Genomic DNA, 26,646 nt, shown 5'->3' on the forward strand with positions numbered 1-26,646 from the left:
CAGTCAGTTCGATGAACCTCCCCCAGCAACCGAACCTCTCTTAGCAGGGAGGTGATGTTAAGAACAATTACTGGTCAAACTCACGTTAATGACAAACTTAGTATTAATTCTTAATTATTTGTTACATGAATATTTTAGTTTTGGGAAATGCTGAAGATGCACATGCTGCACATATTCAACAATCTTTAACCCAAGCAGGGGTAAGTGCAGATTATGTAGATACTACTTTATTTCCCTCGCAGTTGCAAATGTTTTGGCGACCTGACACTCAAATGGGAGGATTGATACTACCAGGAGAGCGGCGCTTAAATTTTACAGATATTAAAAGTGTATTTTGGCGACAGTTGTCTGGGGTTTATATACCTGAGTTAAAGGATTCCGAGCAAAAAAGAATCGCCATCAATGATTCTATGAGTACATTGCGATCGCTCATGCAAGCTTGTCCATGTCGCTGGGTAAATTCTTGGCAAGCTTACGAATATCATAAAGAGAAACCCTTACAACTCAGAGCAGTTAAACAAATTGGAGTCGAGATTCCCGCCACTCTCATTGGTAACGATCCCCAGGAAATTACAGAGTTTGCGCAGTCTCTAGAAAAAGTTATTTTTAAGCCAGTGTATGGTGGTGCGCATACTCAATTAGTCACAGAGGCGCATTTAGATCCCAAACGATTGAATTTGGCTTTAAAAATTTCTCCTGTCACCCTCCAAGAATATATTCCCGGGACAAATATTCGTACTTATGTGATTGCTGATGCAGTTTACTCTGCGGAAATTCGTAGCCCTGCTTTAGATTTCCGGGAAGATATGGAAGCTGAGTTAATTCCCATCCAAATACCTGAATCAGTACAACAGCAATGTCTAGCCATTACTCAAGCATTAAAGTTAGAGTGGACGGCGATTGATTGGCGGTTAAAACCCACGGGCGAATATATATTTTTAGAAGCAAATCCTAGTCCAATGTTTTTGCACTTTGAAAAACAAACAGGTTATCCCATTACAGACAAATTGCTGAGTTTACTTATGAATTAAGTTAAATCCAATTTATCCTTTATCAAAGACTTTATTAAAGAGTTAGAAAAAAATCTAGCCATTTTGGCTGTCTTTTTTTAATAAGCCAACCAAAATCACTATAACTATATATCAAATTGATTTACTCTAGAAAATAGTTAATTGAATCTAGCTAACAGTAGAGTTTGCAACTAATGATGGCTGGGATTCATTAATGATTTTGAAATTTCCCATTGGCAAGATTTTGTTGGTTAATAGTGGCTTAAATTGAGGAAAGATTTTATGCAACACCCTTTTGCTCTCAACCTTTCTGACTTAGAAATGATCGAATGCGATTTTGAAGAAAACCTTTCAGAAGAGGAAGCTGTCCAAGTCCAAGGTGGAACTGTTTTTACTACCTTGGCTTTAGGTGAAGAAGGTGGAGAAGTAACTACCAAAGCTTTAAATGAAGAAGGCGGAGAAGTAACTACCTTAGCTTTAGGTGAGGAAGGTGGTAGTGGTGGTATCCAGTGTATCTCTGCTCCATGTCCAGGAAGCGAAACTGGCGGTACTCCTAAGCCTCCTGTGACTCGAGCTAAATTTGAAAATGGTGGCGATCATGTTTACACTAAAGCTCGATATGGTTTAGAGGCGGGTGGCTGGTAAATTCCTGAGTAAAAGTCTTAAGGAATATCCAATTTTTTAAATACCCAATATGTAGTGCGAGCGTCTCGGAAGCTGATGTTCATTCATCGAGCAAGATGCTCGTACTACGGAATATGGGTAATTTATTTTTTGTAAGTCTTTGATTGAATCTATTATCTGTAGGAACGTACAGCTGTACGCCCCTACTTTTCTTTATTTGTATTTGAGCGAATCGCTTTATCTAAATCCCGCAGTAATTCTTCTTCCGCGTCCCGTTCTTGCTTGAGTTCGCGAACCATTTCCTGACTGGAGCCAATCAGCAAGCCAGCAACTCCACCAATAATGGCGTATTTTTGAGCCAAATCTTTATACATTGAACTTGTATAGGGGCAAGGAAGTAAATAGGCAATAATAAAACCAATTCCTGCGCCTAAAAATGCAGTCACAATACTAGAGAAAGCGATTAGTTTGGCGTTCATTTGCTTTGCTTTGATAGTTAATACCCCAGGTGGATGATGAGGGTACACTTTCATTGTCACAGTGTATTTCTCAGTGGGATCTTAATCTTTAAATCTTTTAATATCAAAATCTGATAGAAATTCGAGTATTAAAGACTCGTTCACAAGTATCAAAGAGTCACCTACGAGTATCAAAGACTCATTCACGAGTATTAAAGGCTCGCTCACAAGTGTTAAAGGCTTGTAGCAGATTGCTACTTGGTGAAGTACAGATAATTGTAAGGGCACAACATTGTTGTGCCCCTACCTGTATACTTTATTTACCTAAAAAACGCTGTATCTGTTTTCATGGGTGGTTTTTTATCAGGAATCATTCGATGGGCGATCGCCGCCGGTTTGAGTTCCCACCGCAGCCGATTGTGATTGAGCGATCGCTGTTGTTTGTTCTTCGTCCTGTCTATCGGCGGTAGACTTTTTAGTTTGATGGGAAGGTTTGCGCTTTAAGAAGCGTTCTTCCAAATTCTTGATAATCACATACAGCACTGGAACAATCAGCAAACTCAAAACTGTTGCTACCAGTAGCCCCCCAAATAACGCCGTTCCCAACGACCAGCGCGAGGCTGAACCTGCGCCTGAGGCGACAACCAGGGGGAAAAATCCCAGCAATGACGCAGATGAAGTCATGACGATTGGGCGAAATCGTTCTTGGGCTGCTGTCAAGGCTGCTTTGGGAATTGTCATCCCTTGTTCATAGGCTTGGTTAGCAAACTCCACAATCAAAATCGCGTTTTTAGAGGCGAGTCCGATTAACATTACCAACGCTACGTTGGCGTAGACATCGTTCACCAAACCGCGCAACGATAGGGCACTTAACGCACCTAACAACGCTAAAGGTACAGTTAACAAAATAATTGCGGGGTCAACATAACTTTCATACTGCGCAGCTAGGGTGAGAAACACCATAATGATCCCGAAGCCAAAAATTAGAATCCCCAAGTTACCTGCGGATAATTCTTCCCGGGCGGTTCCTGTCCAATCGCTACCAACGCCTGGTATGGCTGCGGCGGTGACTGCTTGCTGCATTGACTGGATCGCTTGTCCGCTACTGTAACCCTGTGCTTCTCTACCTTGGATACTAATAGCACGGAAGCCGTTGTAATGAGAGATGACGGCTGGGCCTGTAATGGGTGTGAGTTTTGCTACTTCACTCAATCGCACCATTTGATTATTTGCCGATCGCACATACAGCTGATTTATATCATTTGGCGATCGCCGATAGTTGCCATCAGCTTGCACATAAACGCGATAGCTCTGCTGTCCCAGAGTAAAATCGTTGACATATTGCGAGCCAATCGCAGCGCCTAAGGTGTTAACAGCTTGCTGAAAATCGACGTTGAGCGCTTCTAAACGATTGCGATCGAAGTCAACTTGAAACTGGGGTGTACTGGCGGTAAACTGCGTAAATACGCCACCACCTAGGGCTGGTTGTTGGTTTGCTTGGGCGATCACCGCTTGGGCATTTGCAAAAAAGTCATCAATTGTCAATCGCCCGTTGGTGCGGTCTTCCAACTGTAACTCAAATCCGCCCAAAGTACTAAAACCTTGAATTGGTGGCGGATTGACTGCGGTGATAATCGCATCTGGGATGGTTTGAAATGCGCCATTAATTCGCCCTAAAATTGCCGAAGCGCTTTGCTCTGTTTTAGTACGTTCCTCCCAAGGTTTCAGCTTGGCAAAGAATACACCGCGATTTGAGCCGCTACCAGCAAAACCAAATCCCGAAGTCGCAAAAACGTTCTCAATTTCTGGTTCTTTTTGCAGAATTTGTTCAAGTTTGGTAATTACTTCATCTGTATAGTTGAGGGCGACTCCATCCGGGCCTTGAATAATGCCTAAGACAATCCCCTGGTCTTCATTGGGGACAAATCCTGTGGGGACATGGGTGAACATAAAATAAGTCCCAGCTAAACCCACAACAAACAATGCTACGACAGCGTAACGCAGGCGAATTAAAAAATTGACGATCGCTAAAAACCGGTCAATAATCCATTGCAAGATTTGATTAAATTTGTTGAAAAACCAGCCCAATGGGCCGCGTTTGGGTTGGGGCGGACGGAGTAAAATCGCCGCCATACTGGGACTGAAGGACAGCGCGTTAAATGTTGAAATGGCGATGGAGAAGGCAATTACTAAGGCGAATTGCTGATACATTTTACCGGTGGAACCGGGGAAAAATGCTACCGGAATAAACACCGCCATCAACACCAGGGATGTTGCAACCACTGCACCAGTCAGTTCCTCCATTGCTTCAAAGGAAGCTTGTAATGGTCTAACTCCCTGTTCAATTTTGCGGGCGATCGCTTCGACAACGATAATGGCATCATCAACTACTAACCCTGTGGCTAAGATTAAGCCAAATAAAGTTAAATTATTGAGTGAAAATTTAAATATGTAAGCAAATGCTAATGCGCCGACTAGGGAAACCGGAATCGCCACAATGGGAATAACAGTGGCGCGCCAGTCTTGGAGAAACAGAAAAATTACCAATACCACCAAAGCGATCGCTTCGGCTAGGGTTTTCACCACTTCTTCCAGGGAAGCTTGCACAAACCCAACGGTATCGTAGACAATTTTGGTTTTTAATCCCGGTGGAAAGTCTTTACTTAGTTCGTCCATCTGCGCTTCAATGTTTTTCGCCACATCCAGCGCATTACTTCCTGGTGACTGATAAATTGCAAGACCAATCGCTGGCTTAGCATTATTTCTCGCATTGCTGGCGTAAGTCTCCGAGCCGAGTTCCGCACGACCCACATCTTTGAGTTTAATTAAATTACCATTACTACCGGCTTTAATCACCAGGTTCTCAAATTGCGATGCATTTTGAAACTGACCATTTACCCGCAGGGGAATTTCATAACTTTGACCTGGGGGTATGGGCGCTTGACCTAAAGTACCGGCTCCAGCGAGAATGTTTTGCGATCGCAATGCTGTTGCTACATCTGCTACGGTTAATTGCCGACTCGCTAAGGCATTGGGATCGAGCCACAGCCGCATTGCATACCGCTTTTCCCCAAAAATTGTCAAATCGCCAACTCCTGGCGTTCGCAGCAGTTGATCTCGTAAATTCAAGTCAATATAGTTACTTATAAATAGCGGATCATACTCATTATTTTCTGCATAAAACGTATAGACTAACAAAATGCTTGTGGAAGCCGTTTGTGCTGTCACTCCAAGTTGTTGCACACTCGTTGGCAAGCGTGGTGTCGCCCTAGCGATGCGATTTTGCACGTTCACCTGGTCGATATTTTTATCAGTTTGTGACCCAAAATATACTGAGATTTGACTACTTCCCGCTGAACTGTTCGAGGTCATGTACTGCATTCCCTCGACACCGTTAATTTGCCGCTCTAACGTTGTTGTGACTGCACTTTCAACAGTGGCGACATCCGCCCCGGTATAATTCGCTGATATTTGAACGCGAATCGGGGCAATATCTGGCAAGTAATTGAGTGGTAGTAGGGGAATACACACGCACCCCACAATCAGAATCACTAAGGTACAAACGGTAGTTAGCACCGGGCGTTTGATAAAGGTATTGGCGATCGACATGATCGAGTGTCCTGGATTTACGATTGGGGTTGAATGGGTGTGCCTTCTCGCAGTTTGAGAATGCCAGAGGTAACAATGGTTTCACCGACTTTGAGTCCATCAAGAACTTGATAATTGGGCCCTTGAAGATCGCCGAGACGCACTAAACGCTGATGCACAATTTGCTGCGGTTTGCCATTGACAGTTGTATTTTCTGTGACAAAGACAAAACTTTGTCCACCAATCCGAGAAATGGCGACGGTAGGAATTAATATTCCTGGTTGTCGATTCCAAATGATCCGCCCTTGAACGTATTGCCCATCGCGCAATCGCCCTTGAGAATTGGCAAAGCGTGCCTTGCTCAAAATCGACTGCTGATTAGAACTGACCGTTGGCGAAATATAGTTAACCGTACCAGTGCCGATGACTTTCTGTGTGGTGGGATCGACTAACTGCACGGGTAAGCCAATTCGCAGTTGCTTCAAGCGATTTGAAGGCACAGAAAGATTCAGATCCAGTGCATCATTTTGGATAATTGTGGTGATTGTTTGTCCAGTGCTGACATAATCGCCAATTTTGACAGGAAATTCACCGACTACGCCAGTAATCGGTGATACCACTCGTTTCTGATTTACATTGACTTGGGCAGCCGCTGTACCTGCTTGGGCTGCGCGGATATTGGCTTGGGCTTGCCGAATCCCGGCATTAGCGGCTGTAACTTCTTTATCTGCGGCTTGTAAATCCGCGATCGCCGCTTGGACATTATTCCTGGCAACATCTAACTCTTGTTTTGCCTGGGCTCCTTCACTCACTAATTGTTGGGTGCGGTTAAATTGGGTTTGTTGAAGCTGAAGATTTGCAGCCACCTTAGTACGCTGCGCCTGGGCTTGTTGTAGCTGTGCTTGAGCCGTTTTTAACCCTGCTTGTGCGGCACTGGACTGTGCAATGGAACTGGCGACATTTGCCTGAGTCTGATCTAAACTCAAAGATGCGATGGGTGTTCCCTTCTGCACCCGCTGACCACTAGACACGAGAATATTTTCAATTCGCCCCTGAATTTGCGGTTGTAGCGTGACTTTTTGCTGCGCTTCTAAGGCTCCCACAAAATCGGAACTTTCTTCGGTCGTACTAGTGCCAACTTGCTGAACTTGCACCGGTAATGCCGAGTTTTTTGCATTTGCGGCGGGAGCAGTTTGCGTGGGAGCAGTTGAACGCCCTCCAAAACGTGAAAACATAGTCATCCCGCCAATAGCTAAGACGAGACCCAGCCCCAAGCCTACCAACAGCCCCTGCTGTCCTGAAAGCCTTCTGAAAGCGGAATTACTAATTTTAGGAGTTTCCATTGCCTCACCCTTCAACTGCCCAAGCACAATCAACTAGACGTAAGATCGGAACTTACTTATTAGCTAGAGCTGAACAATCAATTATTAGCCAGTCTCAATCACAAATCTTCCAACCTCAGTAGGAAAATTTTCTTCTCAAGGGTGGGACAATCGCTGGTGTTCAATCCACTGTAAAACTCGATTCCATGCCCACCAAGGGTCTGGATCTTGTGCTTGGCGTTGACCTGCTTTACTATTTAAATAGCCAATATGTCCACCGTAACGGGTGAGTAGTAAATCTATCATCGGATTGCTCTTACTAGCAGATTCTAATTCCGGGATGATAGCTGGGTGAAAAAAAGGGTCATCAGCGGCATATACGATCAAAGTCGGCTTTGAAAGATGAGGCAGTAATGGTAAAGCACTGCTGGCTTGGTAATAAGCTTCTACAGAGGGAAAACCCAATCGCTCAATTACTAATTCCTTGTCAAAATTCCAGATACTGTTTGCCCGTTGAATCGCTTCCGGGTCAAGGCTACCAGGGTGAGCGTCATGTATTCGCCAAGCTAGTTTTTTCAAATTTTTAGTAATTGCTGCCTCGAAATATCTGCCAAAGGGGTCTTTAACTAAATAAGATAGCGATCGCACCGAATCCAAATTCGGACAAATCACCGCACTCCCGCCAATGTCGCTGAATTTTATTCCTAAATCGCGATCGCTGCTAGTTAAATCCATCGCCGCTTTTTGCCCCCACAGCGCCAATTGTCCACCCAAAGAAAACCCCACAAACCAAAATTGCTTTGGACAGCCCATCGATGCAGCGGCGGCGGCTAAGCAGACAAAATCTTCTCCTTCATACAAGCCATCGGATGTCAAAGTCGGCGATAATTCTGCTGTCTTACCGTGGCCGCGCCAATCAAATAACATCACAGCATACCCGGCGGCGTAAGCTTTACGTCCGAAGAGTCTCAAAAACCATTCCCTACCTAACTCTCCTGTAATCCCATAGGTGGCAATAATCGTACCGCGAGCTTTTTCTGGTATTGCCACCCAACAAAAAATTGGCACACCGTGCCCACCATTTACGACTGTTTTATGGTATTTCGGCTCTGGATGTTGAATTGTATTTTGCCAATAACGGCTTCCCCACAAAGCGGTGTATACAGTCATAGCCACACCATTTTTTAGTAAAAAAGCCGGATTGTAGGGGGGGAAACACATCATATAGAGAATGTAGTGTACTCTAAGAAAGATTTCTCAATCTTGTTATCTTAAGCTTTATGTTAGATTTCAATTCTTTTTTATAATCAATACAGAAATCTTTGTATCTACCAAAGGTTCTTATTTATCCTTAATAAGTAGTAATAATTTTTTAAGAATGCCGAGGATTCTTGTCATAGACGATGACCCAGCAATTTCAGAACTCGTTGCCGTCAACTTGGAAATGGCTGGCTACGATGTTAGTCAAGCAGAAGACGGGATCAAAGGTCAGGCTTTAGCTCTCCAGCTACAACCAGACTTGATTATGCTGGACTTAATGTTGCCCAGGGTTGATGGCTTTACCGTTTGTCAGCGCCTGCGTCGGGATGAGCGGACATCTGAGATTCCCGTGTTAATGTTGACGGCTTTAAGCCAAACTCAAGATAAAGTGGAAGGCTTCAACGCCGGAGCCGACGACTATCTTACCAAACCCTTTGAAGTTGAAGAAATGCTGGCACGAGTGCGCGCACTGTTGCGGCGCACAGACCGTATTCCTCAAGCAGCAAAGCACAGTGAGATTCTCAATTATGGCCCACTGACCCTTGTTCCCGAAAGATTTGAGGCCATCTGGTTTCATGAGACCGTAAAACTGACTCACTTGGAATTTGAGTTACTTCATTGCTTACTCCAGCGCCACGGACAGACAGTTTCTCCTAGCGAAATCCTCCGGGAAGTTTGGGGCTACGACCCAGATGACGACATTGAAACCATTCGAGTACATATTCGCCACCTCAGAACAAAACTCGAACCAGACCCCCGCCATCCCCGCTATATCAAAACAGTATACGGTGCTGGATATTGTCTGGAGTTACCAAGCGTCCCTCCATCTGCTGAAGGAGCTTCAACATCAGTTGTGGAATAAAATCAGGATAAGTTCTTTTACCTGAGCCATAAATTGGCACTCTGTTCTGTCAAAGTTAGTGAGTGCCAATAGGATACTGTGTCTGAAATTGGTATCAAATTAGCAAATACTGCTTGTAGTTCAGCTCTTCATTTGCTCAAACCCAACCATAACTCCTAGCCAGTATTTCACCATTTTCAGGCGCTGATATCTTTTGATACTTGTATTTACCTAACTAACGTTATCAACCCTCTTCATCACCATCCCCAGATATAATCTCAAACCCTGATTTACCAAGACTGTTATCTATTAATCAAAGTTTTAGCTTTTTTGTTGGTAATAAAATGCTAAAACTCCAGAGTATGATTTTTATCTGCTAAAAGTGAAAGAAGAGGGTTATTTTTTGATTTTTTCTGAATGAAAGAGGAAGCAAGCGGCGAAATAATTCAAAATTCACGCATTCATGCATTAAGAAATATTATTCATTCTTAGCTTTCTTGCTGAAAATTTGATAGTACAGCCAAGTGCTAGTTTCTTTCACCGGAAAAAGTAGATATGTTAAAGGATTTATCGTCACAACAATATTGCGGAAGTCTCGTTTTGCTAAAAACAGTATGGCACTAGCTACTTGCTGGGCTGACATGACTCCATAAGGATTGAGTTGACTTTTAAACGGCCCTAAAATTAACTTGCGAATTATACAATCCCCATCCAAACGCTTCAGCGTCACAATCTCACCTAAGGCGCGTTTGCTTAGTTCATAAAGGGGACTCAAAGCCGGAGATACTTCAGCCTCAGAAGTGTTTACCCAAATTTCTTTAGTTGCTTTTGATTGTGGCCCTGTCACAGTTGATATAAATATATCCATCAGCCGCAACGTGGAAAAAGTATTGACTTCATAAGAAGAGTTAATTGCCTCTGGTGTCCGGCTAGTATAGACATTGATTCCGTGATTGAGAATCAAAATATCGACTTTCTCTAAACTATTTCTCAAATCCGCTTCATTACCCAATTGCCAAGAAATGACCGCTAGCTTATCTTGCACCTGTAATTTTTCTGGATGAGTAGTTAATGCTACAACCTTAGCATTATGCTTGAGCAGTTCAGCCGCTAATGCTTGCCCTAAAGTACCGGAAGCGCCAGTTAAAGCGATGGTTTTACCCTTCAGGGACAGCCCGGTTCCTAATATGGTATCTACTAAGGGAAATACACCGCTGTAGTAAGCGTTAACATCATCAAAATGATGACGCCAGTGATAAGACCGATTCACCCACCAAGCTGATGGAATAGTTTCTAAGGGCCCAGGAAGATGGGTGTAATCGGTGTCAATTTTCCCTAGGAAATATCTTCGAGACGCACCATATAAGAAGGTAAAAGCATAGGCTACTCCTAACCAAAAACCCATTTGGTTGAGCAACAAAGCAACTATTGTGACGATAACTACCAGTATACTCGACTCGACAATGTCGTTATATAGCTGGGATTCTTGGTAAATTTTTGGGGAAACTATCGATAAATCTCGGCGATATGCCATGTGGTGCTTGTTGTGCCATTTACTCAGCCAAGTAAACTGGTGACACAAGGCGTGATAGCTATCTCTGACTACCTCAGCCAACAGCAGCGAGAATATTCCCCAAAGCGTAAATTGCAAGCAGGTATTGAGCAAATCCCAATTAATTTGGAATTGGCCTTCAATCCCAGCCCAGCCTTTAGTTAAGAAATTCATCGTAATTGTTTTTTACTCGTTGTCTGTAATCATTCTTCATGATCTAATAAGAATGCTTTCAGGTCGAGTTTTCCAGTACAGGAAAATTAAACTGCATTACCTTGACTATTACCAATATTTATGCTATTGCTCGCTTTTGCACATCAGCGAGCGAGACGTTTGTCCTTCGGACACGCTACGCGAACGCACTACAAATTTATTGGGTATTGTCCTCGCGTCTCCGTGTCTTCTTCAAAATTAACGAACAAAACTCACCAAAATACCAAGGATTTTGTCTACAGGAGGAATAGTATACTCCAATAATCCAATGGTAACAGTTTGACCTTCTAGTTTAAGAAATTTCCAGCGATCGCCTGTGGTCACAGTTCCATAAATCACAGCTAGGGTTTGATGGTTCTGTTCGTTAAAACGTTGTACAGCAATCATTTCGGCTACACATTGACCTAATCCACTATTGAGATCTTCACGTTTAGCTTCCACGACAACTACCGCAGGTGCTTCGATAAATAACTGTTCGGGAGAAAGACTGATCAAAAAGTCGCAAACACCACTCAGTCCTAAAACAGGATCTATAGTAAAGTCATTACCCGAAAATAGGCTAATTTTCTGTTGAAGAATTTCTTTTACTTCTAACAGGATCGGACATATAAGCATTTCTGAGCGAGCTTTTTCAGTGTTCAGGGCTAAAGCCAGCGGTAAATATTTTTCTAGAAATGATGCCAAAAATGCACTAGGTTCAATAGACTGAGGATTATTTAAAAAAGTCGGTTGCTCTAATATAGTCAAGTTAAAATCTTGTTTTACACGGCGGAGTGTAAACTCACTATAAGGCATACTTCAATCCTGCTTACTAACTAGGTAGATTCTCAGGATCGATACCAACAGAGCGTAAATACTGTGCTAATTTTTCCGCACGTTCTTCGGCTGTCAAATAGCGATCGCCATTTTCATCATACCAAGACAATAATTCTTGAGGAATACCAGCTACTATACCTTGGTATCGTCCAATTCCTAAACTGATTTCGCTCATCCAGTAGGGTTCACCTATCTGTAATTGATAGTTTCCATTCACCAACTTATACACTTCAAACGGTTGATGTTGGTCACGTCGCCAAAATTCGCGATTGTAAATCACATAATACAACACACCCAGTTTGGCATATATCGCCATTTTCTCATCGTATTCGCCCCCTGGTGTCTGCGATACCATTTCTAGTGTGAGTATGGGTACAATTTCGTTTTCTTCCCAGACTGCATAACTTGTGCGCGATTTACCACCTTTTTTGCGTTCTACGCCTACACTCAAAAACGCATCTGGGACTACAGGTACTCTCGGATTCACCCCTGTGGTGTGATACACAGCCATGTCTACACCAAAGTACCAATCCATCCGCTTGGCCCAAATTGTGTTGAGTAAGAAAAGTAAAACATTGGGCAAAAAATTCTGATCTAGGCTTCGCCAAGCCCTTCGGTCTACGTTATCCACTGGTGTATCGTCACTGCAAGGCAATTCATCAGTACTTGGTAACGCATTTTTGAGATCGGGTGAGGACATAACCGTTGTCTCGCTGGCGTTGAGTTCTTTTATTATAGGTGGCGAAGCAGACGGGGTGAATATAAGACGCGGGGACGCAAAGAAAATTTTCCCCGTGTCCCCGCGTCCCCATATCTCCCTGTCTTAATTAAATCCAATCGCGATAAGCAGAGATTTCATTGACGCTAATTTCAAACGGCCCACCTTTACCAAATGGGGGATAAACGCGGATTTTGGCGTTAGTAGTAAACCGTTCTAATCTGTTGCCCAGTTGGGGAATATTGCTGACTATATGCCAGTAAGAAACTATATCAGGGCAGTCAATAATCAGCATCAAGGTAGTACTATTACTTGTGAGATACCATTGGCATTGAGCTAATAATGCTTGCGTAATGCGATCGCAGGCTTGATAAAAGCATCTGCCAATCGATTGTTCCAGTTCCAGATGCAACATGCCATCCATTTTTGTGATTTCCGTTGGCGGTAAATCATCTGGAGGCAGCAAGGGTAATTTAGACATAATTCCGCACCTCTTGGTTATAGCGCGTCAAACTCTCCAGGTTTTTTTGCAAATCACATGATGAGGGTTTGAGTGCCAGCGTGCCTAGATTTAATTCATCCTGAAATAATTTGATTTTGTCTCGACAGGTTTTGACATCACCAATAATTGAGTTTTCAATTAAATAGTCTTCTTCAAAACAAATATTGGTGCGATCAAATGGTTTATGTCCGGTAGAACTTTTCTGCATGACGACAGCTGCATTTGCTGTCATTTTCTGGCTGAATTTGCGGATGAAAGGCAACGCCTCTGTTACTGCTTCGTCGTATGTCCTGGCAACATAAAAGAAACGAGTCAGTATTAGGTTTTCGGAACCACTAGAATTTAAGGCACGGTATTTAGCAACAGTATTCCGCAATCTGGGCAGAGAAAATGGTGGCCCCCCCATTAAACCAAAGGAATGTTTGGCGGCAAACCCTATACCGTCATCATCTCCACTGGCTACATATACGGGAATTTGTCGTTGCAATGGTTTTGGGTAAACACTCAGGCGATCGCATTGATAAAATTGCCCATTAAATGATACATCTGTTTCATATAAAAGCTTCTCAATCAATGCGATCGCCTCTAGCATCTGGGCACGAGATTCTCCCATTGGTGTGGCAAAATGTTTGTTTTGTTCGGGAAATGGCCCGCCTTTGGCAATCCCAAATAACAATCTGCCATTGCACAAATTATCCAAAGTGGCTATGTCTTCCGCTACCCGAATTGGGTTATAAAACGGCAGTAACACCGCAGCTGTGCCTAGTTGGATCGTTGAAGTTAAGGCTGCTAAATGTGCCATTAACAGCAACATCGATGGGCTAAGATTGGATTCACTAAAATGATGCTCACTCACCCAAGCTTCTTCAAAGCCTAGGCTTTCTGCCTCTTTTACCAATGCAACTTGTTCTAAGATGGCACGGCGGGCATCCTGATGATAATTATCGTAATTGCAGAAAAGTCCTGTTTTCATTTTTGGTTGGCGTTGGCACTTTGTGCCTACCGCAGGTACTCGCTATTTTAAGATGCAGCAACCCAATGTAACTCTAACCATAGGCGCGGATTGTTCTGCTTTAACTTCGACATCGGATCGCGTAGCAATCGCCCTGCATTCATACACACTACCTGAACTAGTCCCATATTATCTGCTATTTCTCTAAGTACCTCTTTTTTGCCTTGTACAAGGGGAAGTATTTCGTCAGAACAATAAATCCCTATATACTGTAATCGTCTAGCAGGCCTTCCCCAAAAACAGGTAATTACCTTCACATAACAATTATCAAGTAATTCTCCAACGCTGGGGTAATAGTGATTGACGACTCTTTTAAATTCTTTGGCTAGGATGTCTTCGGCAATCATAGCAATTGATATTTCTGTAGCGTTCATCACGATATTAATATAACATACATTTGTCATTCAAAGCTGACATTTGGTGCTACTTCTTTGGTAAGAAATATTAAATATTTACCCGGCTATTCAAAATATATAGCTGTTGACTGTTGACTGTTGATGGTTGACTGACTTGAAAGCGTTTTATCGTCAGGGTTTAATCTTAGCTTGATGTCCTAATCTATCTGGCTACAGCTATATAAAAAAGGTGATATTTAATTAAATATCACCTTAAATAAATATTTATATTGAGTCATTGCGCAGTTCTCACAAGCAGTAGGGGCGGGTTCACAGATATGATCACATTATTCACGACTATCTCACTTAACCCGCCCCTACGACCGCTGGAAAAAGAGAAAGCTAAAGAATAAAAGATGTTATAACAAATTCAGGATTAGATGAATTCGTAATTGATAATTCCTAATTATTAGGGTGTCTTATGGCTTAGGTTACAGCATCATCAAGAATTCAATGTGCATCAACTTTAGACATAACACACCCTCAAGATGAATTGTCTTAATTAAATTAAAAATTTAATTGTGACTGCCTTGGAATTACGAATTACGTTAGCGAAGCGGTAGCGAGGAACGAGCGTCATTACGAATTACGAATTACCGAGCATTCCGTTCCGAGACTAAAACTTCTGCGACAAGGTGTGGTAAATCTACGAGGTCAATATATCCATCTGAACCCCGGATCGGTGAAATAAATGTATAATTTGGGTCACAAGCTCCGTTATCATAAACTTGGATAAACCAGCGATCAGGAAATCCGGCTACACCCAATTCTACGATGTACCAACTCTCACCAATTAGACGAGAATTTAAAATTATAAACCACTCTCTGTCGGATTCTGAGATATTCCATTCTGCCATGAGAAACTCTAACGCTATGTTTCCAGCGTCAGTTGCAGTCAATAGCATTCCTACTCCTTAGTTGAAACTTCTGGTTCAGAATTAGATTCAGAATTTGCCGCTTCAGTTTCCGGATATAATCCCAGTTGCTTTGCTAATTCACGCCCGATAAAAAATAAGAATTTGGCACTTTCTTGATTACCTTCATGGGCAAATACAGTCGCTACTTTTAGTACTGCATATACAAAATCAGCATCAATTAATTCTGGATTTGCTTCTAAAACATCTGGCTCTTCACCATTAGGACATTTAAGTAGCTGATCGATTAAATCAAAATACAAACCTTGGCGTTCTTCTGTCATGGTACTTTTGTGAATTTAATGGGAGTGAATTGGCAAATGCTTACTGCTCGATACTTTGCTGCCACAGGCGTTCTAGCATTTCTACTTGTTCTCTAAAAACAGCATTACGATAAACAAGATACCTGTCGTAAACAATAATTCCCAACCCAACACAAATAGGTGTGAGTAAGAAAAACCATTCGAGCATAGTTGCCAGTTGATATTGTTCTACAGCCGTCAAAGTTTGGGTTTTTAGTTGAGGTTGAAAGGTGTTAATACTTGCCTGATTTTTAGAGGAATTTACACCCTCATTCTGGGAAAACAAGAAGTCATTTGCTTTAGTATTATTGTTCAATTCACAAGTTGAGTTCTGTGCTTTTGCTAACTCTATATGACGTTCCCAAACTATGCTAAATACTAATATGGCTGGAGATAGCACAGCTAAGGTAATTACACAGACAGTGAGAACATTTAAAAGCTTGACTTTCATGTTGTTTTTCCCTTCCTAGGTAGTATGCACCCAGTAAGATAAGAACTTTTGTTATTTGGTTACAAAAACAAAACTGATATCTAAAAAGTTATCAGTTAACATTTATCAATTTTCAGTAAGTTTATGCTGAACTAACTACTAAACGAGGCTTGTTTAAGGCAAACATTAAGTTAATATCATAAATATGTTGAAAAACATTAACCTGTTTGTAAATTAGTATTCAATCATACTGAAATAATTTATTTTTGAGGTTAAAGCTGGTGCATTAAAAGCATAAAAGGTAGTTGCTTGTGTTGATAATTAGGGGGTTAAGAAGTCCCCCCTTCATCTCCAGGTTTTATCCTGGGAATGTTGGGGGGTAGAGGGGAATCTCTGCGTAAATCCTATACGATTTATATCAGCCGCTTCCCTCAATAGCAGTTTAGTTGAGTGGGATCATATTTATTAAAGTTATTAAAGTTGTACTCAAAGGCTAGAGCTTTTATTTCATCAGGGATTCAAAAATTTTTTAGGGTATAGGTACTAGTATTTTTAGAGTAATGTCCTAGTATTTAGGATTTAGGGTGCGGGGTCTTTTGTACTCAAGCTTAAAGCCGGACTGACGGATGTTATAGGTTGGTTTTTTGCGAGTTACTTGCTAGCTAAAATTTGTACTCAAGAAATGAGTTTTTCCCTGACATTATCTAAAGTCATGAGAAAAATCAATAATTTTTGCTCAAATACTCAATTTGTTCTTAATAAACTAAAAAATATGGAAATCAAATTTAAAATCAAACAAATATAGCAATCCTATTTCAGTTGTGAAAAATATCGGTTTTGGCTGTTGACTGTTGACTGTTGACTGTCAACGGTTAACAAACCTGTATACACAATTCAAATCATTTAGGAGTTCTATACAACCTGATGGCGAGATTTTTTGCTAAAAACTGCATGGTCAGCAATTCCCGAATATTCAATTCCCAATTAGGGAAGCGATGAATTGGGAATTGAATTAATCTGAATATTTTCTCAATAGCTATCTCACATAGTTACCATTTTGTGGTTTAGTAATAGTACATACCTCATGCACTCACTGAGACTCAACTATTAATAAAATACATCCAAGCTTGCTGTTATAAGTAAAAAATATCTAGGGTTGTACCGGATTTAGAATTTTAGGAGTTAATTAATGCGGATTGCTAAAGATGTAACAGAACTTATTGGAAGAACTCCTTTAGTTGAACTCAATAAGATTCCCCAAGCCGAAGGCGCACAAGCGAGGATAGTTGTCAAACTCGAAGGAATGAACCCAGCGGCTTCAGTTAAAGACCGAATTGGCTTGAGTATGGTACTTTCGGCGGAAGCTGATGGTTTCATCGAGCCAGGAAAAACTATTTTAGTCGAGCCAACTTCAGGCAATACAGGTATTGCTTTAGCGATGGTAGCAGCTGCACGGGGCTATCGTCTGATTTTAACAATGCCGGAAACCATGAGCAACGAAAGACGGGCGATGTTACGGGCTTATGGTGCAACTTTGGAGTTAACACCAGGCCCCGAAGGAATGCGGGGAGCAATTCGTAAAGCTGAAGAAATTGTGGCTAACACTCCCAATGCATATATGTTGCAACAGTTCCGCAATGCAGCTAATCCCAAAATTCACCGAGAAACCACCGCCGAAGAAATTTGGGCGGATACGGATGGGGAAGTGGATATTGTGATTGCTGGGGTAGGTACTGGTGGGACAATTACAGGGATTGCCGAAGTACTCAAACAACGTAAGCCAACTTTTCAGGCGATCGCAGTTGAACCGAGCAATAGTCCTGTATTATCAGGTGGGGAAGCTGGGCCACATAAAATTCAAGGGATTGGCGCTGGCTTTGTTCCTGATGTTCTCAAGCTGGAATTGGTTGACGAGGTGATTCGCGTCAGCGATGAACAGGCGATGGTATTTGGGCGACGGTTGGCGAAGGAAGAAGGTTTGTTATCGGGGATATCCTCCGGTGCGGCTTTATGTGCGGCGCTTCAGGTAGCTAAACGTCCCGAAAATGCCGGAAAGCTCATCGTCATGATTCAGCCTTCCTTTGGCGAACGTTACCTCAGTACGTTGATGTTTCAAGATTTGACTGTGGAACCGGCTGTAGTGCGTTAGGCTACGCTTGAATGGCACTTACTGAGGCTCAGATCCCCAACTTCTTGAAAAAGTCGGGGATCTGAGCCTCAACTTTTGCTTAATTAAGCGACATTCCAGCCTACGGATAATTTATATTTTTTCATATACATTGAATTTTTCTCACCGACTTACTTAGAAGCTAAAATAACCTTTAAGGCACAGTAAGGAGCAAACAGGGTATTTACGCTTATTTTTAAGATAATTCGTCTAGATTAGCAGGTTTATCACTCGTGAAGCTAGTTTGCGAATCACAAATGCTAGTTTGTGAATCACAAATGCTAGTTTAAAAGTCGCAAATGCTAGTTTAAAAGTCACAAATGCTAGTTTGAAAGTCGTAAATGCTAGTTTGAAAGTCGTAAATGCTAGTTTGAAAGTCGCAAATGCTAGTTTGAAAGTCGCAAATGCTAGTTTAAAAGTCGCAAATGCTAGTTTAAAAGTCGCAAATGCTAGTTTACAAGTCGCAAATGCTATACCAATTAAAAAAATGCGATCGTTCCGCCACACTCTAAAAGGAAAAAAGAACAAGCGTAAAGGGAAAAAGGACTAAAGCATAAAGGGCTACTGAAGAATCCTCCCGAACGCGCAGACAACACGAAAACTAATAAAGTCAAGAATGTCGAGGTCTCGCTCCGCCTCAAGATTCTCATAGCGAGACGCGGAACGACAGTTTTCAGGAGTGTTGTTCCAGGAACCGCCCCGCACCACGGCTATTCCTTGTTTTTGAGAAAGGTTATTTTCATTATCAAACCACGCACTACTATCTGTTGGTGCTTCTTGATAGCTGCTATGCCAATCATCTTGACACCACTCTAAAACGTTCCCGTGCATATCGTATAATCCAAAGCCATTGGGTGGAAAACTTCCTACTGCTGTTGTTTCTTCACGTTCTTTGCCCTTTGGCTCAGAAGCATAAGTGTAATCGCCATCGTAATTGGCTAACTCAGTTGTAATTGTCTCACCGAAGTGAAATGGTGTTGTTGTTCCTGCTCGACAGGCGTATTCCCATTCTGCTTCACTAGGTAGGCGATATTGCTTGTTTGTATGTTTTGAAAGGCGGGAGCAAAACTCAACTGCATGATACCAAGACACTTGCTCTACTGGTCGGTTGTCTCCTTTAAAATTAGATGGTTCTGCTTGCAGGTCATGGTTAACTTTAGGTAATGCGGCTACTTTTCTCCATTGCGCTTGGGTGACTGGATATTTACCCATTAAAAATGATTCAACCGTTACTTGATGCTGAGGTTTTTCATCATCAAGTCCTTCCCCTGATGGTGAACCCATGAGGAATTTGCCACTGGGAATTGCAACCATTTCTAGAGTTACACCATTACCTAAGTCTTCTGTAAAATATTCAGCTTGACGTTTTTCTCGTTTAACTTCCTCACCTTTAGCATTTACCGTCACCACATCGAAGTTAAATGTTGGGTTTTCAGGAGTTACTGACCTTTCTCCCCTGGATGAAGTAACAGGCTCAGGGGTTGGGGGTACTGAAGAAACTCCCTGTTTATTGGCAATTCTGATAAATGCTTCAATTACCTGGATATCTGACCCCCTAGCAGCCACATTCACCCGCAACCATAATTGTCTGGCTAATTCCCAATCTCCTTTAACTTCTGCTTGATAAGCATCTAGTTTCAATTGGTTAATATCATTCAGCGTCGCGTAGTCAGGTAACAAAATTAGGTGTAATTTTGTCGCAGGTTCAGCTATAGCATATGGATTTTGCAGAATTTTCCGGTGTGTTTGATTAATTGTGGGTACTCTTGATTTTAAATATCTGTCCAATCTTTCCACTGTGGCGCAGTTTCCTTCACCTGCTATCCTCAACCCTTCTAACAAAGCTTGGGTGAATGAGCCATGTTGCAACTGCTCAATTTCATAAGCTTTTTGACTGGGACTGCAAGAGTAAAAGGTGACTACTCCCTGATGTTCTTCACCAATACCCTTTCCCAGCCTGCTGCCTTCATCGCGGCAAGCATCTAAAAATAACACTACATTATCAGCTCCACTGCGGCGCAATCTTTGGGTTACATAATCAACAGGAATTGCTGTATGTTCTACGTCGCCTGGGTCGCTATCTATCAGCATAAGATAGTCTCGGTCAGCTTCTCGACAACCATGACCAGCAAAGAAAAACCAGAGATTATCCCCTGGTGACAATAATGGCTTTTCAAAGTTTGCCCGTAAAAATCGCCGCAAGTTACCGTAAGTCGGCTGAGTAGGTATAGGTGGATTGGTGGGAATTGGGGGAGAATCGTCAGTAAAGAGGAAAACTTGGTCAAATCTGGCTTCCTTCCCAAACCAATCGCCCATAGCTTGAGCATCTAGTTTGGCGTAGTTGAGGTGCTGGAGATTATTGTATTGATTAATGCCGATCGCGATCGCCCAATTTTTAGCCATTCTGCCTTGGTATGCTCGTCTTATTTGTCAGTTTAGGTGTTACTACTGAATAATGGTAAGGAGATTTCTAGAAAATATTGTATCAATCCTGATTGTGCCCTTCTCCTTCGGAGACGCTAACGCGAACGACTTCGCTCAGGGCACAGTGTTGGCTGAGCGAAGTCGAAGCCAACACGCTCAGCCAACAGCTAGTTAAATCACAAATAATTTCAATAATTAATTAAAATTATGTCAGCAGAAAATCCTACTCCAAAAGCTATCTGGATTATTACGGAAGAAGTAGCGGAAACTTCAAATACCACCACTGAAACCTACACGGATACCATCACCAGAGGTGGAGACAGAAGCGGTACTAACGATATAGGCCCACTAATCGGCGGTGTTCAAACCAAGGAAGAAATAGTTATCAGCCAACAAAAAGGCGAACTAGTAATTACTAGACGCAAAGTAGAGGTAACTAAACTCAAGCAAGAAATGAAAGGATTTCTGCAAGCAATGCGGGAAATGCTTGATGAAGCAGAAGAACCCAATTCCAAAATGCAGTTAGATGAAGTTGAACTTTCAGTAGAAATCAATGGCGAAGGACAAGTCAGCTTATTTGGGCTTGGTGGTGGTAAAGCCGGAGGAAAAGGAGCGATGACTTTTAAATTTAAGCGGAAATGATTGGTAGTTGAAGATGGGTAGGAATTGGGCGATTGTGGTGGGGATTAATCACTATGAAAATTTGCGCTTTCTAAACTTTCCCAAGCGAGATGCTCCTGTGATGCCAACTTGTTAAAAGATGAACAAAGGGCACGGCATCCAGAATCTTGCGGTGTGTGCAATAATTTTACTGGTGCCGTGCCCCTACATTATTTTTGTATAGCCGCGATTTCTAATGTTTACAGCTACCTTGCTGATGGTGCTGTTCATGACCATGACCTTTACAACCGCCTTCGTGATGGTGGTGTTCATGATTTCCACCGTGGGCGCAGCCTTGTAAATCTTTGCTCATGAGGTTTTCAGCCATTTCCCGGAAGGACTCATCCACAGGCTGTAAACCAATCCAAGCGTCAATTTTATCTACCTCAAATCCTACCTCACGGCGATCGCCTACTTGAATTAAGGGACGGCGAATTAATAGCGGATCTTGCAGCATTAACGATAAGGCGGTGTTTGCATCCAGTTTTTCAGGAACCACCTCACCAGATTTTACCCTGGGCGCACTCGGATTAAACCATTCGGCAACGGGGCGATCGCCAAAAAATGAGCGCAATCTTTCCGCTGTCCAAGGTTCTGCTAGTAAGCTTTGGGCTACGACTTCATGTCCTGCGGCTGTTAATAACACTTTCTGCCGAGTACCACCTTTACAGCCTGGTTTTTCATAAAAAATTACTCTAGCCATTGGGTCATCTCCTAGTTATATCTATAAGGTTGGTAATTTTAAACGCAGAGGTATGCAGAGTTTTTGATTCTCTTCATCAAGAACTTGAAATTCCTGTACTAATATCAACTCTCTGTTCCTTGGCGTACTTGGCGCACTTGGTGAAGCAGTCCGGTCTTGGGGGTTTCCCCCATGAGGAACTGCTGTTAGCGCAGCGTTAGCGACGAAGGAGCGTCACCCGAAGGGCGGTTCATTTATCTTGGTATCAACCTAAAACTTTTTCGCGATATGAGTCACCGGATTAAACTCAAATCTTTCTTTGGGATCGGTTTCGCCATAGACGTTAAAAGTCACAGTTGGTTCATCACCTACTGCTTGCACACAATGAATTGCATCGGGAGTAAAACTAATAATATCTCCTGGTAAGAGGTGAACTTCTCCCGTTGCTGCAATTTTATTTTCTGCATCTGGGCTAGGATTTCGCCGCCAAAATGTGTTCTTTTCTTCACCTTTTAACACAGCAACAATTCCCCAGGTTCCATGATTATGAATTGTCGATGCTGTCCCTGGTGCAAATGTGACTGTTTGCACGGTTAAGGGAAAACCTAATTCATCATACATGAGTAAAACTGAGGTTCCAGTTTTTGCATCAGGTTCTAAATATTGACTATTTACCCAGTAGGAATTGACAATTAAACGCCTCACCAGCATTCTCAATTCTGGTAAACGACTGGATTCATCATCAACATCATTAAGAACATCTTCCACTTCAGTCAAAAACCGATAAAGACGATAATTCTCTCGCAGTAAATCCCATGCTCTCGCAGATTTACACAGTTGTAACTTGCCATCGCCAGTTACCAGAAAATCCCTACCTTGCATAAATTTTAAACCATGAATCGAAAATAATTTTGCGGGATAACAGGTGCGGGAGGATTAATCGGACTAATAATCGGTAGAGGCTGAATGATCACGATAGGAGCAGGAATCAATGTCGGCGGATTTATGGCAGATAAGCTAAGAAAGTTATGGGATAAAAAATGGCTCATAGTTTTTGACACAATAATTAGCAATTGTCAATCCTCTTCTTCCGGCGGACGGGTAAGGATATCCAGCAGAATTCCTGCGCCAAAATCGTTATTTTGGTCTATCTCTTTGACTCTACTACTGATTATTTTAGCTTGCTCGATATCTCCAAGCTTGGCTAATACTAATCCCGAAGCAGCATAAGCATTCAAATATAGCCTAATTTGTGGGTCTTCTTTCCGACTAACTAAAATCGGTTGGAGTTGTTCCCACTCATCAGGAAATTTTTCTGCTGATTTAATTTTATCTAATAATTGCCTTGTTGTTTGCAGCGCTAATGAATAATTATTTTTGTAATAAAAGTACCTATATGCTGCTACTAAAACATCTGTATAATCGCCTGTTTTAGCAATAGCCTGTTGCATATATTTCTCAGATTCGGCAGTGTTTTCCCAAGTCTGTGTAGCTAAAATTAATAGCTTTTTGATGTCCTCAGGAACTTGGAACCATGAAAATTTATTCGCATCTACTTGCATAATAATCTCCTTTTGTAGGGGCTAGAGGCTAGAGGCTAGGGGATTGGGTACTGGGATGGGGGATTAGATTAGAGATTGCTATAGCGTTTCTCAATTGAGTGAGGTACAAGAACCCCACCCCCAACCCCCTCCCCGCAAGCAAGGAGGGGGCTATGATATACCTCATTTGATTAGCAAACGCTATATTGCTATTTTCCCCTTCCCTAGTCCCTTGTCCCTTGTCTCTAGTCCCTAGCCCCTAGCCCCTAGCCCTTAGCCCCTAGCCTCTACCCCCTCATTTAAAACAAGGTGAGAATGTACACTAGAGTGAAGAGAATAATCCAGATGATGTCTACAAAGTGCCAGTAAATTTCTGCCATTTCAATACCAGTGTGTTTGGTAGCAGAATAATGGCCTTCGTGGCGCGATCGCCACAACACACCTAAGATTAATAACAGTCCCACAAAAACGTGTAAACCGTGGAACCCTGTCATTAGGTAAAAGCAGTTGGCGAAGACGTTGGTAGTCAAGCCATATCCTAATGTGGCGTACTCATAAACTTGACCACCTAAGAAGATTGCGCCCATGATTGCGGTGAGGATGTACCAAAACCGCATACCCTTGACGTTATTCTTTTTAATCGCCTTATCACCAAAGTGAATGACGAAACTGCTGGACACCAGAATAATGGTGTTAATCGTCGGCAAAAATAACTCTACCTCAGTTCCTTCGGGAGGCCAAACTTCTGTACCACCTCTCAAATACAAGTAAGTGGCAAAAAATCCCCCAAACATCAGGGATTCAGAAATCAGGAAGGTTAACAATCCCCAGACTCGTAAATCTGGATGATGTTCTTGGTGCTGTTCGCTTGTTGTTGTCGCTATGGTCATAAATTTATGGGCAATATCTCTGCTACGTTGGTGCTGGAAGTTTGAATAAAGGAATCAAGGATGAGGTTTGAAGCGGTAAAATTTCTATTCCTCATCCAAAATCCTGCATCTGTGATGTGCGTGCTGCTAGTCTTGTCTAGGTGAAGCTGGAAGCTGGTGAGAAAAATGTAGCTGTACCATTACCAAACTCGAAGTTTCGTGTTCCAAACTCGAAGTTCCGTGTTCTGAACTTGAAGTTTCGTGTTCTGAACTTGAAGTTCCGTGTTCTGAACTCGAAGTTTCGTGTTCTGAACTTAAAGTTCCGAATTCCAAGCTTGAAGTTTCGTGTTATGAACTTGAAGTTCCGAGTTCCAAGCTTGAAGTTTCGAGTTCTCATCTCGAAGTTCCGAGTTCTTAGCTTGAAGTTCCGAGTTCCAAACTCAAATCAACAGCATTTGCATTTACCTTGACAGGAATAGAAGCTTCCACTTGACTAATTAAGTGCCGACTTCCGGTGTTGCAGATAGCTGAACGTCCTTACTGTGATCGTGACCATAGTCGTAAGGGCCGTGGGTGACAACGGGTAATACTTCCCAGTTTTCAATTGCTGGGGGTGAGCTGGTTGTCCATTCTAAGGTCAAAGCTTCCCAAGGATTATCACCTGCCAAAGACCCTTTCATCCAGCTTTGAATGATGTTGATGGCAAAGGGAATCACGGAAATTCCCAAAATGATTGAACCAAAGGTACAAACCTGATTAAGATTAATAAACTGAGGATCGTACATTGCTACTCGACGGGGCATTCCTTGCAAACCTAATTCGTGCATAGGTAAGAAGGTGAGGTTTGTACCGACGAAAGTAAGAGCAAAGTGAATCCGTCCCCAAGTTTCATTCAACATGCGTCCAGTCATTTTGGGGAACCAGTGATAAATACCTGCGTAAATCCCAAATACTGAACCGCCAAACAGAACGTAGTGGAAATGTCCCACTACATAATATGTGTCGTGAACGTGAACATCAAAGGGAGCTGTACCCATTGTCACGCCGCTTAAACCACCCATGACAAACATGGACAACAAACCGATCGCAAACAACATGGCGCTGGTAAAGCGAATCTTACCACCCCATAATGTGGCAACCCAACCGAAAATCTTCACGCCGGTGGGAACTGCAACCAGTAAGGTGGAGATGGTGAAGAACATCCGCATCCAACCGGGTGTACCACTGGTAAACATGTGGTGAACCCAAACGAACAACCCGACAACGCAAATAGCCAAACTGGAATAAGCGATCGCTTTATATCCGAAAATTGGCTTACGAGCGTGAACGGGAATAACTTCGGACATAATGCCGAAGATAGGCAGAATCATTAAATATACTGCCGGGTGAGAATAGAACCAGAACAAGTGTTGATAAAGTACAACGTTACCGCCTGCATCTGGTTTAAAGAAGGAAGTACCAAAGTTGAGGTCAAACAATAACAGCACCAAACCAGCTGCTAACACAGGTGTAGATAATAGTGCTAGCACGGAAGTTGCTAAAATTGCCCAACAAAACAAAGGTAATTGATCCCATTTCATGCTCGGAACCTTCATCATCAAAATGGTGATGACAAAGTTCAGCGAACCCAAAATTGAGGAAGTACCCACCAACACAATCGCCAAAATCCACATGGTTTGAGCGATGGGTGCTGTGACTAAACTTAAAGGTGGGTAAGCTGTCCAACCAGATTGAGAACCGCCAAAGATAAAACTACCAAGCAGCAGTAAACCTGCGGGTGGGTTTAACCAAAAAGCGACTGCATTCAATTTGGGGAAAGCCATATCCCTAGCACCAACCATCAGCGGTACTAGGAAGTTACCAAATCCCCCGATCGCACTGGGGACAATCCACAGGAAGATCATGATCGTCCCGTGGTTAGTCATGAAAGCATTGTAAAGATTGGGGTCGAGGAAATCTGCTGCCGGTGTTGATAATTCAACCCGGATCGCCATCGCCATCAAGCCACCAATGATATAGAAAACAAATGCTGTCACTAGGTATTGAATCCCAATTACCTTGTGATCAACATTAAATGTGAAGTAATCCTGCCATTTCCACGCCGTGGGGTGCGCAGTGTGAGCAACCACCAGATTTTTGCCTTTATCCTTATCTGGTGGAGTATTCCGAGGAAATTCTACTTTTGTCATCTTTTTGTCCTTTGTCCTTTGTCATTTGTCATTTGTGGTTTGTCATTTGTGGTTTGTCCTTTGTCATTTGTGGTTTGTCATTCGTGCTTTGTCCTTTGTCCTTGATCCGATAACCAATGACTAATGACCAATGACTAATGACCAATGACCAATGACC

General features: G+C 42.4%; 26 protein-coding genes. 6 read left to right on the forward strand and 20 right to left on the reverse strand.

Translation table 11 applies throughout. The annotated features are described in order from the left end of the window. Positions 1-125 precede the first annotated feature (125 nt). Together AACU32_RS00430 and AACU32_RS00435 are read left to right on the forward strand one after the other, a co-directional pair. On the forward strand, positions 126-1,031 hold the full coding sequence (locus AACU32_RS00430; RefSeq protein WP_096596810.1) for an MvdC/MvdD family ATP grasp protein: 906 nt from the start codon (positions 126-128) through the stop codon (positions 1,029-1,031). 261 nt (positions 1,032-1,292) lie between these two features. After that, a complete protein-coding gene (locus AACU32_RS00435) occupies positions 1,293-1,655 on the forward strand; it encodes a hypothetical protein (RefSeq protein ID WP_096596812.1) in 363 nt (120 codons plus the stop codon). Positions 1,656-1,837: 182 nt separating this feature from the next. Here the strand turns inward: AACU32_RS00435 and AACU32_RS00440 are convergent, their stop codons facing one another. From AACU32_RS00440 to AACU32_RS00455, 4 genes are all read right to left on the reverse strand, one after another. Then, on the reverse strand, positions 1,838-2,173 hold the full coding sequence (locus AACU32_RS00440; RefSeq protein WP_339377365.1) for a hypothetical protein: 336 nt from the start codon (positions 2,171-2,173) through the stop codon (positions 1,838-1,840). A 282-nt stretch (positions 2,174-2,455) separates the two neighbouring features. Further along, positions 2,456-5,701, reverse strand: coding sequence for an efflux RND transporter permease subunit (locus AACU32_RS00445; RefSeq protein ID WP_096596817.1), 3,246 nt, complete (start codon positions 5,699-5,701; stop codon positions 2,456-2,458). Between the two features lie 17 nt (positions 5,702-5,718). Continuing rightward, positions 5,719-7,023: an efflux RND transporter periplasmic adaptor subunit gene (locus AACU32_RS00450; RefSeq protein ID WP_339377366.1), complete on the reverse strand. Its 1,305-nt coding sequence runs from the start codon at positions 7,021-7,023 to the stop codon at positions 5,719-5,721. Between the two features lie 135 nt (positions 7,024-7,158). Beyond that, positions 7,159-8,226: a YheT family hydrolase gene (locus tag AACU32_RS00455; protein ID WP_096596819.1), complete on the reverse strand. Its 1,068-nt coding sequence runs from the start codon at positions 8,224-8,226 to the stop codon at positions 7,159-7,161. 154 nt (positions 8,227-8,380) lie between these two features. Between AACU32_RS00455 and AACU32_RS00460 the strand changes: the two genes are divergently transcribed. Then, positions 8,381-9,124 carry a response regulator transcription factor gene (locus tag AACU32_RS00460; RefSeq protein ID WP_096596822.1) on the forward strand — a complete coding sequence of 248 codons (744 nt, stop codon included), beginning with the start codon at positions 8,381-8,383 and terminating at the stop codon, positions 9,122-9,124. 457 nt (positions 9,125-9,581) lie between these two features. On the opposite strand, the gene AACU32_RS00465 is transcribed toward AACU32_RS00460, so the two are convergent. From AACU32_RS00465 to AACU32_RS00505, 9 genes are all read right to left on the reverse strand, one after another. Further along, positions 9,582-10,829, reverse strand: coding sequence for a bifunctional sterol desaturase/short chain dehydrogenase (locus tag AACU32_RS00465; protein WP_096596824.1), 1,248 nt, complete (start codon positions 10,827-10,829; stop codon positions 9,582-9,584). Positions 10,830-11,066: 237 nt separating this feature from the next. Next, complete coding sequence (locus AACU32_RS00470) at positions 11,067-11,663, reverse strand: hypothetical protein (RefSeq protein WP_096596827.1); 597 nt, start codon at positions 11,661-11,663, stop codon at positions 11,067-11,069. A 16-nt stretch (positions 11,664-11,679) separates the two neighbouring features. After that, on the reverse strand, positions 11,680-12,384 hold the full coding sequence (locus AACU32_RS00475) for a Uma2 family endonuclease (protein ID WP_096596829.1): 705 nt from the start codon (positions 12,382-12,384) through the stop codon (positions 11,680-11,682). Positions 12,385-12,511: 127 nt separating this feature from the next. Continuing rightward, on the reverse strand, positions 12,512-12,883 hold the full coding sequence (locus AACU32_RS00480; RefSeq protein ID WP_096596832.1) for a hypothetical protein: 372 nt from the start codon (positions 12,881-12,883) through the stop codon (positions 12,512-12,514). Continuing rightward, complete coding sequence (locus AACU32_RS00485) at positions 12,876-13,877, reverse strand: LLM class flavin-dependent oxidoreductase (RefSeq protein ID WP_096596834.1); 1,002 nt, start codon at positions 13,875-13,877, stop codon at positions 12,876-12,878. The genes AACU32_RS00480 and AACU32_RS00485 overlap by 8 nt, the downstream gene beginning before the upstream one ends. A gap of 47 nt (positions 13,878-13,924) precedes the next feature. Further along, a complete protein-coding gene (locus tag AACU32_RS00490; protein WP_339377368.1) occupies positions 13,925-14,290 on the reverse strand; it encodes a hypothetical protein in 366 nt (121 codons plus the stop codon). 614 nt (positions 14,291-14,904) lie between these two features. Further along, positions 14,905-15,216, reverse strand: coding sequence for a hypothetical protein (locus tag AACU32_RS00495; protein ID WP_096596837.1), 312 nt, complete (start codon positions 15,214-15,216; stop codon positions 14,905-14,907). Positions 15,217-15,218: 2 nt separating this feature from the next. After that, entirely contained in the window at positions 15,219-15,509 is a 291-nt protein-coding gene (locus AACU32_RS00500; protein ID WP_096596839.1) for a hypothetical protein, read from the reverse strand. Between the two features lie 40 nt (positions 15,510-15,549). Further along, positions 15,550-15,978 (reverse strand): hypothetical protein, encoded by a 429-nt coding sequence (locus AACU32_RS00505; protein WP_096596841.1) that lies wholly within the window; start codon positions 15,976-15,978, stop codon positions 15,550-15,552. Between the two features lie 1,168 nt (positions 15,979-17,146). On the opposite strand from AACU32_RS00505, the gene cysK reads away from it, so the two are divergent. After that, the gene (cysK, locus tag AACU32_RS00510) at positions 17,147-18,106 is read left to right on the forward strand and encodes a cysteine synthase A (protein WP_096596843.1); all 960 of its coding nucleotides are present in this window, start codon (positions 17,147-17,149) and stop codon (positions 18,104-18,106) included. Between the two features lie 346 nt (positions 18,107-18,452). After that, complete coding sequence (locus AACU32_RS00515) at positions 18,453-18,674, forward strand: hypothetical protein (RefSeq protein ID WP_339377369.1); 222 nt, start codon at positions 18,453-18,455, stop codon at positions 18,672-18,674. Positions 18,675-18,685: 11 nt separating this feature from the next. On the opposite strand, the gene AACU32_RS00520 is transcribed toward AACU32_RS00515, so the two are convergent. Further along, entirely contained in the window at positions 18,686-20,527 is a 1,842-nt protein-coding gene (locus tag AACU32_RS00520; RefSeq protein ID WP_096596847.1) for an SUMF1/EgtB/PvdO family nonheme iron enzyme, read from the reverse strand. A gap of 228 nt (positions 20,528-20,755) precedes the next feature. Here AACU32_RS00520 and AACU32_RS00525 point away from each other — a divergent pair, with 228 nt between their 5' ends. Further along, positions 20,756-21,190 carry a Pepco domain-containing protein gene (locus tag AACU32_RS00525; RefSeq protein WP_096596849.1) on the forward strand — a complete coding sequence of 145 codons (435 nt, stop codon included), beginning with the start codon at positions 20,756-20,758 and terminating at the stop codon, positions 21,188-21,190. A 211-nt stretch (positions 21,191-21,401) separates the two neighbouring features. Here AACU32_RS00525 and AACU32_RS00530 read toward each other — a convergent pair whose 3' ends face one another. The 6 genes from AACU32_RS00530 to ctaD form a co-directional block, all read right to left on the reverse strand. Then, positions 21,402-21,911: an ArsC/Spx/MgsR family protein gene (locus AACU32_RS00530; RefSeq protein ID WP_096596851.1), complete on the reverse strand. Its 510-nt coding sequence runs from the start codon at positions 21,909-21,911 to the stop codon at positions 21,402-21,404. 249 nt (positions 21,912-22,160) lie between these two features. Next, entirely contained in the window at positions 22,161-22,772 is a 612-nt protein-coding gene (locus AACU32_RS00535; RefSeq protein WP_096596853.1) for a cysteine dioxygenase family protein, read from the reverse strand. 5 nt (positions 22,773-22,777) lie between these two features. After that, entirely contained in the window at positions 22,778-22,939 is a 162-nt protein-coding gene (locus AACU32_RS00540) for a hypothetical protein (protein ID WP_339377370.1), read from the reverse strand. A gap of 27 nt (positions 22,940-22,966) precedes the next feature. Further along, positions 22,967-23,452 carry a hypothetical protein gene (locus tag AACU32_RS00545; protein WP_096596855.1) on the reverse strand — a complete coding sequence of 162 codons (486 nt, stop codon included), beginning with the start codon at positions 23,450-23,452 and terminating at the stop codon, positions 22,967-22,969. 278 nt (positions 23,453-23,730) lie between these two features. Beyond that, entirely contained in the window at positions 23,731-24,321 is a 591-nt protein-coding gene (locus AACU32_RS00550; protein WP_096596857.1) for a cytochrome c oxidase subunit 3, read from the reverse strand. 476 nt (positions 24,322-24,797) lie between these two features. Next, on the reverse strand, positions 24,798-26,489 hold the full coding sequence (ctaD, locus tag AACU32_RS00555; RefSeq protein WP_096596859.1) for a cytochrome c oxidase subunit I: 1,692 nt from the start codon (positions 26,487-26,489) through the stop codon (positions 24,798-24,800). Positions 26,490-26,646 lie beyond the last annotated feature (157 nt).

The sequence above is a fragment of the Calothrix sp. NIES-2100 genome (assembly GCF_963875285.1).
GTDB lineage: Bacteria > Cyanobacteriota > Cyanobacteriia > Cyanobacteriales > Nostocaceae > Aulosira.

Excerpts from the sequence above, each read along its gene's own strand:
- AACU32_RS00430 (WP_096596810.1), top strand. The coding sequence starts at position 126 with ATGAATATTTTAGTTTTGGGAAATGCTGAAGATGCACATGCTGCACAT.
- AACU32_RS00435 (WP_096596812.1), top strand. The coding sequence starts at position 1,293 with ATGCAACACCCTTTTGCTCTCAACCTTTCTGACTTAGAAATGATCGAA.
- AACU32_RS00445 (WP_096596817.1), bottom strand. The coding sequence starts at position 5,701 with ATGTCGATCGCCAATACCTTTATCAAACGCCCGGTGCTAACTACCGTT.
- AACU32_RS00450 (WP_339377366.1), bottom strand. The coding sequence starts at position 7,023 with ATGGAAACTCCTAAAATTAGTAATTCCGCTTTCAGAAGGCTTTCAGGA.
- AACU32_RS00455 (WP_096596819.1), bottom strand. The coding sequence starts at position 8,226 with ATGATGTGTTTCCCCCCCTACAATCCGGCTTTTTTACTAAAAAATGGT.
- AACU32_RS00460 (WP_096596822.1), top strand. The coding sequence starts at position 8,381 with ATGCCGAGGATTCTTGTCATAGACGATGACCCAGCAATTTCAGAACTC.
- AACU32_RS00465 (WP_096596824.1), bottom strand. The coding sequence starts at position 10,829 with ATGAATTTCTTAACTAAAGGCTGGGCTGGGATTGAAGGCCAATTCCAA.
- AACU32_RS00470 (WP_096596827.1), bottom strand. The coding sequence starts at position 11,663 with ATGCCTTATAGTGAGTTTACACTCCGCCGTGTAAAACAAGATTTTAAC.
- AACU32_RS00475 (WP_096596829.1), bottom strand. The coding sequence starts at position 12,384 with ATGTCCTCACCCGATCTCAAAAATGCGTTACCAAGTACTGATGAATTG.
- AACU32_RS00480 (WP_096596832.1), bottom strand. The coding sequence starts at position 12,883 with ATGTCTAAATTACCCTTGCTGCCTCCAGATGATTTACCGCCAACGGAA.
- AACU32_RS00485 (WP_096596834.1), bottom strand. The coding sequence starts at position 13,877 with ATGAAAACAGGACTTTTCTGCAATTACGATAATTATCATCAGGATGCC.
- AACU32_RS00490 (WP_339377368.1), bottom strand. The coding sequence starts at position 14,290 with ATGAACGCTACAGAAATATCAATTGCTATGATTGCCGAAGACATCCTA.
- AACU32_RS00495 (WP_096596837.1), bottom strand. The coding sequence starts at position 15,216 with ATGCTATTGACTGCAACTGACGCTGGAAACATAGCGTTAGAGTTTCTC.
- AACU32_RS00500 (WP_096596839.1), bottom strand. The coding sequence starts at position 15,509 with ATGACAGAAGAACGCCAAGGTTTGTATTTTGATTTAATCGATCAGCTA.
- AACU32_RS00505 (WP_096596841.1), bottom strand. The coding sequence starts at position 15,978 with ATGAAAGTCAAGCTTTTAAATGTTCTCACTGTCTGTGTAATTACCTTA.
- cysK (WP_096596843.1), top strand. The coding sequence starts at position 17,147 with ATGCGGATTGCTAAAGATGTAACAGAACTTATTGGAAGAACTCCTTTA.
- AACU32_RS00520 (WP_096596847.1), bottom strand. The coding sequence starts at position 20,527 with ATGGCTAAAAATTGGGCGATCGCGATCGGCATTAATCAATACAATAAT.
- AACU32_RS00525 (WP_096596849.1), top strand. The coding sequence starts at position 20,756 with ATGTCAGCAGAAAATCCTACTCCAAAAGCTATCTGGATTATTACGGAA.
- AACU32_RS00530 (WP_096596851.1), bottom strand. The coding sequence starts at position 21,911 with ATGGCTAGAGTAATTTTTTATGAAAAACCAGGCTGTAAAGGTGGTACT.
- AACU32_RS00535 (WP_096596853.1), bottom strand. The coding sequence starts at position 22,772 with ATGCAAGGTAGGGATTTTCTGGTAACTGGCGATGGCAAGTTACAACTG.
- AACU32_RS00540 (WP_339377370.1), bottom strand. The coding sequence starts at position 22,939 with ATGAGCCATTTTTTATCCCATAACTTTCTTAGCTTATCTGCCATAAAT.
- AACU32_RS00545 (WP_096596855.1), bottom strand. The coding sequence starts at position 23,452 with ATGCAAGTAGATGCGAATAAATTTTCATGGTTCCAAGTTCCTGAGGAC.
- AACU32_RS00550 (WP_096596857.1), bottom strand. The coding sequence starts at position 24,321 with ATGACCATAGCGACAACAACAAGCGAACAGCACCAAGAACATCATCCA.
- ctaD (WP_096596859.1), bottom strand. The coding sequence starts at position 26,489 with ATGACAAAAGTAGAATTTCCTCGGAATACTCCACCAGATAAGGATAAA.